This window comes from Methylocystis heyeri (genome assembly GCF_004802635.2).
Classification (GTDB): domain Bacteria; phylum Pseudomonadota; class Alphaproteobacteria; order Rhizobiales; family Beijerinckiaceae; genus Methylocystis; species Methylocystis heyeri.
In genome coordinates this window covers 2,075,974-2,088,527 of the sequence record NZ_CP046052.1, presented here as the reverse complement: position 1 = coordinate 2,088,527, position 12,554 = coordinate 2,075,974, and the positions used below count along the sequence as shown (strand labels likewise).

General features: G+C 64.3%; 11 protein-coding genes. 4 read left to right on the top strand and 7 right to left on the bottom strand.

The window, feature by feature from the left end:
• Positions 1–290: 290 nt before the first annotated feature.
• Complete coding sequence (locus H2LOC_RS09545) at positions 291–1,073, top strand: SDR family oxidoreductase (RefSeq protein WP_136496193.1); 783 nt, start codon at positions 291–293, stop codon at positions 1,071–1,073.
• 671 nt (positions 1,074–1,744) lie between these two features.
• On the opposite strand, the gene H2LOC_RS09540 is transcribed toward H2LOC_RS09545, so the two are convergent.
• Positions 1,745–2,395, bottom strand: a complete 651-nt coding sequence (locus H2LOC_RS09540) for a glutathione S-transferase family protein (RefSeq protein ID WP_136496192.1) — start codon at positions 2,393–2,395, stop codon at positions 1,745–1,747.
• 363 nt (positions 2,396–2,758) lie between these two features.
• Between H2LOC_RS09540 and H2LOC_RS09535 the strand changes: the two genes are divergently transcribed.
• Positions 2,759–4,936, top strand: coding sequence for a TonB-dependent receptor (locus H2LOC_RS09535; RefSeq protein WP_136496191.1), 2,178 nt, complete (start codon positions 2,759–2,761; stop codon positions 4,934–4,936).
• A gap of 192 nt (positions 4,937–5,128) precedes the next feature.
• A complete protein-coding gene (locus tag H2LOC_RS09530) occupies positions 5,129–5,575 on the top strand; it encodes a hypothetical protein (protein WP_136496190.1) in 447 nt (148 codons plus the stop codon).
• A gap of 256 nt (positions 5,576–5,831) precedes the next feature.
• On the opposite strand, the gene H2LOC_RS09525 is transcribed toward H2LOC_RS09530, so the two are convergent.
• The 4 genes from H2LOC_RS09525 to H2LOC_RS09510 form a co-directional block, all read right to left on the bottom strand.
• Positions 5,832–6,278 (bottom strand): Crp/Fnr family transcriptional regulator, encoded by a 447-nt coding sequence (locus H2LOC_RS09525; RefSeq protein WP_136496189.1) that lies wholly within the window; start codon positions 6,276–6,278, stop codon positions 5,832–5,834.
• An 81-nt stretch (positions 6,279–6,359) separates the two neighbouring features.
• A complete protein-coding gene (locus H2LOC_RS09520) occupies positions 6,360–7,043 on the bottom strand; it encodes a winged helix-turn-helix domain-containing protein (protein WP_202620559.1) in 684 nt (227 codons plus the stop codon).
• Complete coding sequence (locus tag H2LOC_RS09515; protein WP_136496188.1) at positions 7,040–9,055, bottom strand: PAS domain-containing sensor histidine kinase; 2,016 nt, start codon at positions 9,053–9,055, stop codon at positions 7,040–7,042. The genes H2LOC_RS09520 and H2LOC_RS09515 overlap by 4 nt, the downstream gene beginning before the upstream one ends.
• Before the next feature lie 115 nt (positions 9,056–9,170).
• The gene (locus tag H2LOC_RS09510; protein ID WP_136496187.1) at positions 9,171–9,605 is read right to left on the bottom strand and encodes a four-helix bundle copper-binding protein; all 435 of its coding nucleotides are present in this window, start codon (positions 9,603–9,605) and stop codon (positions 9,171–9,173) included.
• Positions 9,606–9,702: 97 nt separating this feature from the next.
• Here H2LOC_RS09510 and H2LOC_RS09505 point away from each other — a divergent pair, with 97 nt between their 5' ends.
• On the top strand, positions 9,703–10,305 hold the full coding sequence (locus H2LOC_RS09505) for a L,D-transpeptidase family protein (protein WP_246207095.1): 603 nt from the start codon (positions 9,703–9,705) through the stop codon (positions 10,303–10,305).
• 19 nt (positions 10,306–10,324) lie between these two features.
• Here the strand turns inward: H2LOC_RS09505 and H2LOC_RS09500 are convergent, their stop codons facing one another.
• Positions 10,325–10,828 (bottom strand): GFA family protein, encoded by a 504-nt coding sequence (locus tag H2LOC_RS09500; protein ID WP_136496186.1) that lies wholly within the window; start codon positions 10,826–10,828, stop codon positions 10,325–10,327.
• A gap of 36 nt (positions 10,829–10,864) precedes the next feature.
• Entirely contained in the window at positions 10,865–12,535 is a 1,671-nt protein-coding gene (locus H2LOC_RS09495; protein ID WP_136496185.1) for a DUF3300 domain-containing protein, read from the bottom strand.
• Between the last annotated feature and the right edge of the window lie 19 nt (positions 12,536–12,554).

Below are 12,554 nucleotides of genomic sequence, written 5' to 3'. Positions count from 1 at the left end.
GTGAAGCTGTCGCTTTCCCAACATCATCCTGAGGGCTCGCGGCGCGCTTTCCGCTCGAACGGATTCGTTCGAGCGATAAGAAATCGTGCCAGAATTAGATTGTGGGGCCGCATTCGTCTCGCAAAAGTCTTTCAACTTTTGCGGAATGCGCCCAAGCGGGCGTCTCGAAGGATGTGCAAAGGGAGAAATCTCCTAAACTCTGCGGGCGGCCCATCCCTTGAGACGGCCTCCTTCGAGGCCTCCTCGGGATGAGGGGATTGGCTCGGATCAACATAATTTGAGGAGCCCCAATGGATCTCGGCATTAAGGGCAGGCGCGCGATTGTTTGCGGCAGTTCGAAAGGGCTGGGGCGCGGCGTCGCCGAGAAATTGGCGGAGGCCGGCGTTGGTTTGACGCTCAACGCCCGCACCGCGGAAACGCTGGAGCGAACCGCAAAAGAGATAAGCGCGCGCTATGGCGTCGAGGTGCGCACAGTCGCCGCGGACGTGACGGTTGAGGCGGGGCGGCGGCTATTGCTCGAAGCGGAGCCCGCGCCCGATATTCTCATCACCAATGCCGGGGGGCCGCCGCCGGGCATGTGGTCGGATTGGGATCGGGACGCCTGGCTCGGCGCCATCGACGCCAATATGCTGACGCCCATCATGCTGATCAAAAGCGTTCTGCCCGGCATGATCGACCGCGGCTGGGGTCGGATCGTCAACATCACTTCGGCGACGGTCAAATCGCCGGTCGAGGAGTTGGGATTGTCCAATGCGGCGCGAAGCGGCCTTACCGGCTTCGTCGCGGGCGTGGCGCGGCAGGTGGCGAGACATGGCGTCGTCATCAACAATCTTTTGCCGGGGATGCACGAAACCGATCGTATCGCCTCGCTCCTTCAGAAAACGGCGAGCGCCCGGGGGATGTCGGTCGAAGAGATCAGAAACGAAGCCTACGCCGCCAATCCGACGGGGCGTTTCGGCTCTCCGCAAGAATTCGGCGCGATGGCGGCATTCATGTGCAGCCGATATGCCGGCTATATGATCGGCCAGAACATCCTGCTCGACGGCGGGGCCTTCAGGTCGACGATGGGGTAGCGGAGCTCCGCAAGCGTCAGTGGTTCACAACCACGCCGTCATCGCGAGCCGCAGGCGAAGCGGTCCAGAGCCGTAACAATCCCCTGGACTGCTTCGTCGCGTTGCTCCTCGCAGTGACGGCGCGCTCGCCCAATGAGGCGACCGCCCGACAGACGAAGGCCCCGCAGCGCGTTGAGCGCTACGAGGCCGACGAGACGACTTCGCCTTGCGAAACATCTCTGGGAATACCCAGCTATCGGCAGGCATGTGGCGCGCTTGGCCTTCGCGTTCCGCTTCCCGCTCGGAGATGTGTGATCGATATTGGCGTGTCTGGAATGTCAGTGTGGAGTTCTTCGAGACTTAGCGACCCTGGAGAGGCCGCCCCTTGCTACCCGGTGGAGTCATGCACACCTCGCTTACCTCTCGAAAGGATGAGCTCTGTTATCGCGCCGATTTGCGAGGTCCCTCTCGCCAAGGGCGGGTTGACTTGCCTGCCCTCACGCTCGCGATATGACACAAAGGTGAACCCATAAACCGCTTTCGTCAATGACGAATCAGCTGTTGCGACAATTTTGTTTTGCGCGCCTGCCATTTGCTCGGAGCGTCTCTTTCGTCTGCAACAGTCGTCAACGCCTCGCCCACTCTGGCCCGCTGGCGCGCTCTACCGCGCCGGCGTTTCGCCGCCTGCGCTACTACAGCTCATACCTCTCCAGAATCCACTCTTCCCTTGCCCCCTCGCGGAGCCATTCTTTCCATGAGGAAAGCCCCTTTATCGCCTCCATATAGGCGCGGGCTTGCGGAGAAACGGATAGGTCATAGCCTTCGATGCGAATGACCACGGGCGCGAACATGGCGTCGGCCGCGCTGAAGGCGCCGAACAGGAACGGCCCGCTCTCGCCGAAACGCGCGCGGGCGTCTCGCCAGGCTTCGTCGATGCGGGCGAGATCCGCGCGCGCGGCCTCGGACAGTGAGACCGGCTTGGGCCGGCGGCAGAAATTGGTCGGGCATTCGCTGCGCAGGGCGCCAAACCCCGAATGCATCTCGCAGGCGAGCGATCGGGCAAAGGCGCGGGCGGCGGGTTCGCGCGGCCAGATCGGCCGGTCAGGGAAAAGCTCGGCCAGATATTCGATGATCGCGAGAGAGTCCCATATGCTGCGTCCCTCGTGCAGGAGCGTTGGAACTTTTCCCGCCGGCGAATAGGCCAGAAGCTTCGCCTTGGAGTCGTCGCGATAGAGCGGGACCACTTCCTCGTCGAACGGAATCCCGAATTCCTTCAAAAGAATCCACGGCCGCAGCGACCATGACGAATATCGCTTGTTGCCGATGATCAGCTTGAAACTCATGCCTGCGCGCTCCGTTTGCATGCGTTCGCCCGATTTCGAGCTTGTCATACCCTCTTAGCACGGCGCGCCTTGCACCCTCCCGCCCCGGTCGATCTGCGTCAGTTTTTTCGCGCCGGCGGCGTTCCGGCGCCGGAAGCTGGACGGCTCTCTTGTAATGTTATATTGTTACATGTAACGTTATAACATGCTGGCTCTGAAACAGCCGGCGAGGGGCCGCCAATGATGAATCGAAGAGCGAGAGACGGAGCAATCCACGACGCCGCGGTCGGTCAGGCGATTCAGCTTTCGCTTATTCCTACAGATGTATGGTGTAACATGCTTCTAAATAGACCCTCCACTGGCCAATTTTCCGAGTAAGAAGCAATGAAAAGTCGAAAAGCCTGGCGGCTATTGTCCCTCGCAGGGGTAGGTTTAACGAGCTGCAACTGGGCGGCTTCGGCTCAGGAGGCGCTACCCACGATCGAGGTGGGATCGGCGTCCTCCGACATGGCGAAGCCGGCCCCGGCAGAACCCGCTCCCGCGCAAACCCCGCCGCCGACGCCGGCCGCTGCGTCCGACCCGCGCGCGGCCGCGCTGGAAAGGCTGCTGCCGAAGGAGGGGGCGAATGTCTATGCCCTCGACCGCAAGGACATCGAGTCCTTGCCGCAGGGCAATGAGACGCCGCTCGACAAGATTCTGCTTCAGGCTCCCGGCGTGACGCAGGATTCCGCGGCGGGCGGCAATCTTCATGTGCGCAACGAGCACGCCAATCTGCAATATCGCGTCAATGGCGTCATGCTGCCGGACGGCGTCGCCGGTTTCGGGCAGGTGATGGAGACCGGCTTCATCGGCTCCATGTCGCTCGTGACCGGCGCTTTGCCGGCGCAATATGGCCTGCGCACCGCGGGCCTCGTCGATATCGTCTCGCGCGAGGCGCCGGCCGCGCCTTACGGAAGCGTCACGGCCTATGGCGGCAGCCATGGAACCGGGCAAGGCGCTTTCGAATATGGCGCGAAGAGCGGCCAATGGGAGGTCTTCGCCGCCGGGCGGCTGACGCAAAACAACCTCGGCATTGAAAATCCGACGCCGAGCCATGAGGCGATTCACGACCTGACCCAGCAGGGGAAGTTCTTCGGCTATGCCTCCTACGCCATCGACGGCGCCAACCGGCTCACTTTCTTGACCGGAACCTCGGTCGCCAATTTTCAGATTCCGAACAGCCCGGGACAGGCGCCGCAATTTTCCGCTTTCGGAATCGGCTGGTTCAACTCCGCCAAGCTCAACGAGACCCAGGTGGAGCGCAATTTCTATAATGTGATGGCGGCGACCCATTCGGCGGGGGACGTCGACGCACAGCTTTCCTTGTTCTCGCGCTATTCGACCGTGCATTTTCTGCCCGACCAGATCGGGGACATGGTCTTCAACGGCGTCGCCTCGAACGTCTATCGCGCGAGCCTCGTCAACGGCCTGCAAGGCGACGGCGCCTGGCGTCGCGACGGCGGCCATACGCTGCGCGCCGGCTTCGTCGTCAGCGGAGAGCGCACGCGCAATGTCTCGAGTTCGTCGCTGGAGCCGCTGGACGGCGACGGCAATCCCATTGATGCGCCTTTCGGGGTTTATGATCTCGCCGCAAAGACCGGCTGGACCGCCGGCGTTTACGCGCAGGACGAATGGAAGATACGCGATAATCTGACGTTGAACGGCGGCCTGCGCTTCGATCAGATGTGGCAATATGTCGACGCCAATCAGCTCAGCCCGCGCGCTTCGATTCTTTTCAAGCCCGAGGAAGACACGACCTTCCATGTCGGCTATGCGCGTTATTTCACGCCGCCGCCGCAGGCGCTGGCGTCGCCGCCCAATCTTGCGCTTTACAACAACACGACGCAGCAGCCGGGGATCGCTCTTTCCGGCGCCGTAAGGCCCGAGCGCGCGGATTATTTCGACGGCGGCGTGACGCAGAAATTCAGCCGCGAATTCGAAGCGGGACTGGACGTCTACAACAAGCGGGCGAAAAATCTGCTCGACGACGGCCAGTTCGGCCAGGCTCTGGTTCAGACCGCCTTCAATTACGATCGGGCCTACAACACCGGGGTCGAGTTCAAGGCGAAATACGAGAGCGGCGATTTGCGCGCCTACGCCAATCTCGCTTGGGCGCGCCAGCGCGCGCGTTTTGTGTCGTCAAACCAGTTCCTGTTCGATCCCGACGAATACGCCTATATCGCAAGCCATTATATTTATACCGACCACGCCCAGACCTGGAGCGGCTCGGCCGGGGCTTCCTATGTGCTGTCGGGCGTGCGCGCTTCGGCGGATCTCGTCTTCGGCTCGGGCTTGCGGGCCGGTTTCGCCAATACGGCCCATGTTTCGCCATATACCCAGGTTAATTTGGGCCTGTCGCGCGAAATCGGAGCCGTCTTCGGCAAGCCGCTGTCGATACGCTTCGACGTCATCAACCTCTTCGACCATGCATATCAACTGCGCGACGGAACCGGGATCGGCGTCTTCGCCCCGCAATATGGGCCGCGCCGCGGGTTCTTCGTGGCATTGAAGCAGGAGTTCTAATCCTTCCCTCGGCGACGGCCCGGCCAACATCGGGCCATCGCGCTGATGGTGAGGTCATTTATGTGATTGTTCTATTATAAAACGGGAATTCAATAGCAAAACGCGATAAATTGCCGCACTGCACCATTTTTCATTGCAATGCAACATCGGCCCCCTATGTTCCTTCATGTCTTCGCGCAAGAGCGGGACCCTATGATCGAGGCAAACGAGCGCTTCGGTCGTAAGACTATGAAAGGAAGCACCATGAAGTTCGGAGCACACATTTTCAAACTGGCTCTCGCTGGCGCGATTGCCTGCGTAGAAGTGGCGCCGCTCCATGCGGCGGAAACGTGGTCGCCCCTGACGCTGAAGCCTATGCGCGCTGTGAGCCTCAATGAAGGCGGCAAGCATATCGTGACCTACTTCATTGACGCTGGCGGCGTCTGCAAGCTGACGATGATGATCGGCGAGAGCTGGGAGAGCTACAGCGACGAGCCTCCCCTCGCCAAGCCGTCGCGCGTGACCGTGGAAGTCGCCTCCGGGCAGTCCGCCATGGTGGACACCGCGGACGGCAAGGCGCTCAACTTTCACTGTGAAAATAGAGCGAGCCTGATGACCGCGACCGAAATCGATCGGGTGGCGTTCAGAACGACGCCCTGAGCGCGCTCCGCGCAAAAATGATCCGGCTTCCGCGAGATCGCTTCGCGATCCGCAGAAGCGACCGCCGCAAAAAAGAGGCGGTTCAACCGACGCAGCCGGCGTGAAATCCTCTCGCTCGAACGATCTCTTCGAGCGGAACCCGCCGGCGTGTTTTCATCGAGTTCTGTCGCGTGGGCATGACCCCGAGGGATTTTCGTCTCTCGGGGTTTTCTTCGCCGGCCAATCAACTGGAGGCGCCCGACCGAATGCCGAGGGATTAAGTTTCGTCGCCGCTAATCTGCAGGTTCTGGGCGAGCCGCATCAGCCGGTCCCTGAACAATTGCCGCATCCGCGCCGCGGTCGCCGGATGCCTCTCGAGCGTCTGGTGAACGAGCGCGCGCGAAATCTTCAGCACTGCGGACGGTTCGCGCGCAAGCGCCGTGATCGGCCGCGTCGTTGACGCGATGAGGGCGGTCTCTCCCAGCAGCGCCAGCGGCCGCAGGATTTTTTCGGCGGGTTTGGCGGGGTCGCGCGACTCGATCGCAGCCGACCCCGAGGTCAGGAGAAAGCCCCCGTCGGAGGCGTCTCCGCGCCGGAACAGCACGTCGCCGGCGCGCAGCAGCCGGGTCTCCGCGCCCAGAAGAAGTTCGTGCAGGGCGGACGTCTCGAAAACCGAGAAGGGCTCCAGATGCAGGAGATCGTCCAGGTTTATCTCGTCGGCCATGCGCTCTCCCGTCGCTCGGTTCGCCGCCCGTCCTATATGCGAATAACCGCTCCGGGCGCCCGAAATCCGCTTCGACCCCTATCACATCTCGTCGGGCGAGTCTGTCGCGAGCCTGTAACCGCCGGGCGCGGTCAGCAGGCGCCGGGGGCGCTGGGAGGTTTTTTCGATCTTGCGGCGCAGTCGGTGGATATGGGTTTCGAGCGTTCGGGTGGCGACGGAAGAATTGTAGCCCCAGATTTCGCGCAGCAGCGCGTCGCGCGAGACGACGCCGCCCTGCGCTCGCGCAAGCCGGGCGAGGATCGCGGTTTCCTTTTCGGTCAGGGCGCGGGCGCCTTCGGGCCCGGCGAGCGTCTGCGTCGCTTCGCAAAAGACCTGCTCTCCCAGGGCTATTCCGGAGACCGGCGCGTCGCGCGTCGCCGCGCAGGCCCGAATGCAGGAAATCAGGCGGCTGAAGCGAACCGGCAGATCGAAGGCGGCGTCGAAGCCGCGTTCCTCGGCGCCCGATCCATGAGCCAGCAAAATTGCGGCTCCGGAAAAGCCTGAGGCGCGCGCCGACCGCAGCAGCGCTTCGGAAGCCTCCCCGGCAGGATCTTCGCACACGAGCACGACGCCGAAACTCCGCGCCTCCATGCGCTCCAGGGCTTGCCCGGCGCTGGCCGCCTCGGCCGCCTGGAATCCGGCCGTCGCGGCGAAACATTCCAGCAGCGCGGCGCGTAATGCGGGGCCGCCCACAATGAGGACATCGGTTGTTTCGCTATCGGTCATGGTCCTTGAGCGTTCCGCGGGACATTGTCCGCTTCGCCCTCCAGAGCGTCGGCGGCGCGCCCTTCGACCGGAGTCTCGCCTGCTTCCTCGGCCTCGCCGCGATAATTGGCGAGGGGTATGGCGAAGCTGAAAACGGCGCCGCCTTCGGGCGGCGATTCGGCCCATATGCGGCCGTGATGCGCATTGATGATCGCGTGCGAGATGGAAAGCCCTACGCCCATGCCGCTAGGCCTCGTCGCGGCGAAGGGCTCGAACAGATGGGGTTTGATCTTTTCCGACAATCCGGGGCCGGTGTCGGCGACGTCGACCCTGATCTCCTTCTCGTCCGAGGCGCTCGAAATGACGAGTTCCCGCCTCGATGCGGGTCGCATCGCTTCGATGGCGTTGCTGATCAGATTCACCAGGACGAGGACCATTTGGGTCCTGTCGGCCAGAACTTCATCCTGCGTAGCATCGAGCAGGAGCGACGTCTTGACGCCCGCCGCATCGATATTGGCCGCCGTGGTATGCAACGCTTCGTGAATCAACCCGTGGGCGTTCAGGCGAAACTGGTCCGGCTCGCCATGGGCGATGAAAGAGCGCATTTTCGAAACGATCGCGCCGGCCCGCGCCACCTGCGCCGAGGCGTTGTCGAGCGTTTCGAGGACGCTCCTCGGGCGCTTGTCCTGAGGCATTTGCAGCAGCCGGCGCATCGCCTTCAGATATGTGCCCAGGGCTGCGAGCGGCTGGTTGATTTCGTGGGCGATGCCCGCGGCGAGGTTGCGCATCGTCGCGAGTCGGTCGGCATGGCGTCTTCTTTCCCGCTGTTCGTTCAGCTTCTGCTCGCTGATGTCGAGAACGAACGCCACCGCCTCGCAACTGGACTTATCCAGCAGGGCGCAAGCGACCAGCACGGGAATTCTGGAGCCGTCCGTGCGCAGGCCCTCCGACTCGAGATGAAGGATCTTTCCCGTTCGCATCAGCTCCGCCGAAGCGGCCTCCGCCGCGGCGCGATTGGCGGGGGAGGTCAGTTCTCGCCAATTCATTGCGCCGGCCTCCAGATCCTCGCGGCTGCGACCGACCATCTCGAGAAACCGGTCATTGGCGTCGGTGACCGCGCCGGTCGCCGCGTTGCAGTAAAAGACGCCGATCAGGCCGGCTTCGAAAATGGCGCGAAAACGCGCTTCGCTGGCGCGCAGCTCATCCTCGGCCCGTTTGCGGGCGGTGATGTCCTGGACATAGCCGTGCCACACGCAGCCCCCGTCCGACTGCGCCATGGGGGCGCCCTGAACTTCGAGCCAGACCATGCCCTTATGCGGGTGAAACCAGCGGAACTGGTGGTGAAGCACTGTTCCGTTTCGCGCGGATTCGAGGATGGCGGCCCTGTAGCGTTCCGCGTCGTCGGGGTGACGCCGCGCGACGATGGCGGCGAGGTCGATCTTCGCCTCTTCGGGATCGAGACCATAGACCTCGTTGAATTTTGCCGAGAGATAGGGAAAGCATTCCTTGCCCTCGGGGCTTCTGTACATGGTGCCGACGACGCCGGGCACCGATGCGACGCAGGCTCCCATGGTGGCGAGTTCTTCGGCGAGCCGGGTCTTCTCGGCGAGATGTCTCTGCGTCGAGACCTCATCCGTCACGTCGCGACAGGTTCCGATGACGCGCACCAGTCTGCCGTCGGAAAAGAAAGCCCGTCCGATGGATTTGATCCAGCGTTCCTCGCCATTGTCGGCCCGGCGTATCCTGTATTCGGCGCGATAATGTCCGTCGCCCCGGGGATCGAGCGCCCGCCTGAAGGCCTGACGCGCGTTCCCGCGCGCTTCCTCCGCAAGCATTGAAAAGATCGCTTCGGGAGTAACGAGCCGGCTTTCGCCCAAACCGAACATCGAACGCACTTCGGCGCTGACTATCGTCGAGCCGGTGGCGGGGTCGTAATCCCAGGTCCCGATCCCGCCGGCGGCGATCGCCAGCCGCAGCCATTCGTCGCTGATTTGCTGCGGACATGCCGCGCCGTTTTCCTCGCAGAGAGCCATCGCCTACCTTGCAACTGACAAGCAGGCAAAATAGCATCCCTTGGCGCCGGCAATCCAGCGCTCGCGGGCTCGAGCCGTACGCGGATGAGCCACACTCACGCTCGCGGCCGAAAAGTCAGGCCTTACGGCACTCATCCGCGCATTTCTTGCACGCGTCGCCGCAGGCGACGCAAGCGGCTATCCTCGAAAACTTGTCGCATTGGGTTTTGCAGTCGTCGCAAACCTGCGCGACCGTCCTGGCGAGAGCCTGGGTGTGGGACGAATTGACCGAGGCGAGCGCCGCGAGCGCGTTGCAGGCGGAAACGAGCTGAAACGCCGCGTCGGCGCATTCGGCCATGCTCGTGTCTTTCATCGAGAACATGCCGAAGCAGTGCCTCAGGCAATCATTGCCGGTGGCGACGCATTCGATGCTGGTCTGTTCCAGCGCCTTGAACTTTGGCGGATGCATCTCCTCCGGCGCCCCGGCTCCCGCGGTCTGGGCATAGGCGCGGGAAGCGGCGGCGAAAGCGGCGACGGTTCCGACTGAGGCGATGAATTCGCGGCGTTGCATGGCTGGCTCTCCTCCGCACGGCGGACCGGCCCCCGTCGCATGAACGCGGGAAAAGCCCCATCGGTTTCGATCCCTTCGCCGCCCCGGCGGCGAAATCATGCTATTTCCCGCAAGCACGGCCATGGCCGGGCAAGGGAGCCTCGGGAGGAAGCTTTTGATCGCAAAAGGGTCTGGCGCGAAGATCGCGCGGCTTCTGGTTTCGCGCATCGTCTGCGGCTCGCCGCATCGGGGCCGGCTCCGCTGCGGAACCCTGACACTGCCCTGCGCGATTGGGCGCGCAGGCGTGACCGGCGCAAAGCGCGAGGGCGACGGCGCCACTCCCAGGGGAAGCTTCCGACTGCTGTTCGCCTTGTTCAGGCCGGAAAGATTCTCGCGGTCGCAGTTCTCGCCGCCGGCCCGCATCCTGCGGCGCAGCGACATCTGGTGCGACGACGCCGATAGCTTCCTTTACAACCGGCCCCTGCGCGGCTCCTCGCGGCTGAGCCATGAGGAGCTTTGGCGCAAGGACGGGCTCTATGATTTCATCGGCGTGCTCGACTACAACATCAGCCCCCGCGTGCGCGGGCGGGGCAGCGCGATTTTCTTTCACATCGCCACGGAGGAACTCGGGGCGACGGCGGGCTGCGTGGCGCTGCGCCGCCGCGACATGGCCCGGCTGCTGCCGAGGCTGGCGAAAAAGGTGAGGGTCGAGGTCAGGTGAGGCGGTCGATGCGGCGAGCCTATCGCCCGAGCAGCATCGCGATACGCGCCGAGGCCAGCCTCCAGAACAGCCCAAGGGGAAATCCCGGGTAGCTCGGCGCGTCGGTCGGCGTCGCGTATTCCGGGTTTCGGCGCCGGGCGTTGGTTCTCATCTCTATGGGCGGTAGTTCGCCCTCATATCTCAGGCGATAGGTCGACACCCAAAATCCGGGGTCGAATTTCAGATACATACCGGAGTCGCAGCAGGACGCCACGACCCTCCGGGTGGGCGATCGCGGCTTCAGCCTGTAATCCGTCAGCAGCTCTTCTCCGGCGAGGCAGCGAAAGCGGTCGTCGCGATAGGTCAAATAAGGCGTGCCGCCGTCAGGGTCGCGGACGGGCGCCGCGCCCGGCAGAGCCTCGATGCGGCGGCCGCCTTCCTGACAATCGGCGCAATAGCAGACGGCGCTCAAGATCGGCGCGCCGACGGCCTCGCATTTGACGCGGCCGCAGGCGCAGGAATAGGTTCTGATGGTAGGCGTCATTTCAAGGAATCCCGCAGCTTTGAATTGCGGCGGCCGTTATTGACTCTGCGTCCGGGTCGGCAGATGGGCGCCCGTCGCGACCCAATGGTCGTAGGTCTGGAATTCGACGCCCAACCGATCGTAGAAGACCCTGAGATATCCGTCGCGCCCCACTGCGACCGCCTCGGGCATGACCGCCTGCACCTCTTGAGCGATCACGCCGACATAGGCGCGTTCTCCGCCATTATAGACGAAGCGATAGACCCCGAGGCCGTTTTCAAGGCGCCCCAGCAGCATCACGCCGTGCTTGAGCCTCAGATCCGACCGTCGTCCGCCGCCGCCCCTGAAACCGCCCCCGCCGCCGCCGCGATGGAATCCGCCGCCGCCGCCCCCCCTGAAGCCGCCGCCGCCGCGATGGAATCCGCCCCCTCCAAAGCCGCCGCCACGGCGAGCTCCGCCAAATCCTCCGCGATGAGCCCCTCCGAAGCCTCCGCGGTGGAACCCTGCCTGGGGTCTGGCTCCGTGATGGAACCCGGCGCGAGGTCTGGCGGCGGCTCCACGACGCGCGCCGCCCGCGTGTGGACGGGCGACGGGACGGGTCGCCGGTCTTGCAATCGGCCGTGGGCGAGCGCCCGGCCGGCCGCCGACCCCACCGCCGAGGCCCGGCCGGCCGCCGACCCCACCGCCGAGGCCCGGCCGGCCGCCGATCCCCCCGCCGAGACCCGGCCGGCCGCCGATCCCCCCGCCGAGACCCGGCCGGCCGCCGATGCCGCCGCCGAGACCCGGCCGGCCGCCGATGCCGCCCGGGGGGCGTCCGCCCGGCCTGTAGCGGCCTCCATCGGGACGCCAGGGACCATTCGCGATCGGAGGACGGGCGCCGATGCCGCCCCCGACCGGCTGGCCGGGGCGCCAGCCCGCATAGGGCGGACGCCAGCCGGGATAGCCCGGCCACACCGGCGGATAAAAGGCGCCTGTCCCCCAGTTCCAGTAGTTGCCGCTCCAGGCGGAGCCGATCGCGACCGCCGCTCCGAAGGTCAAAAGGCCGGCGGCGACGGCGGCTCCAGTCGCGTCGTAAGCCGGCTGCTGATAGACCGCGTTGGGATCGTAAGAAGGGACATAGACGACCGACGGGTCCTGGGACTGGATCGTGACGACCTCGCGACCGCCCTGTGTCTCGGTCGCGACCTTCTGCTCCCTGGTCGTTTTCAGAACCCCGGCCTTTTGCGCCTTTGCGCGCAGGAGCTGAATGACGTTGGCCACGTCCTGGGGCTGGTTGACGATGGCGTCGCCCAGATTGGTCGTCCAGCCGAGATCGTCGTTCATCTTTCTGAGCACTTCCGGAAAGCGCGCCATGGCCTTCACGGAAGGGTCCCAGTTCTGGGCGTCGACGCCCGAAAAATCCTGCGCTGCGACGACGGACTTGTTGCTCTCGAGCCAGCGCGCCGCCTGCACGATATCGAGGGGATAGGCCGAGGCCGGCAGAAGTTGCGCCAGCAGGGCGTCGGGATAAAGAGCGATCGGCGCGAGAAGCGTCTCGAGCTGCTGTTGGGTGAAGCGGCTTTGGGCCGGCGCCTCCGGCGCCGGGGGAGTGGCGGGCGTGGCGTTCGGGACCGGGGCGGGAACCGGATCCTCCGCCAGGGAGACCTGCGGGGCCAGCGCTATCAGCAAGCACGCCACGCTGCTGACCATTCTCTCGCCGAGAGTCGGTCTGTTCTTGCCGAGGGTCATTCTTCACCCCTTCCACTTG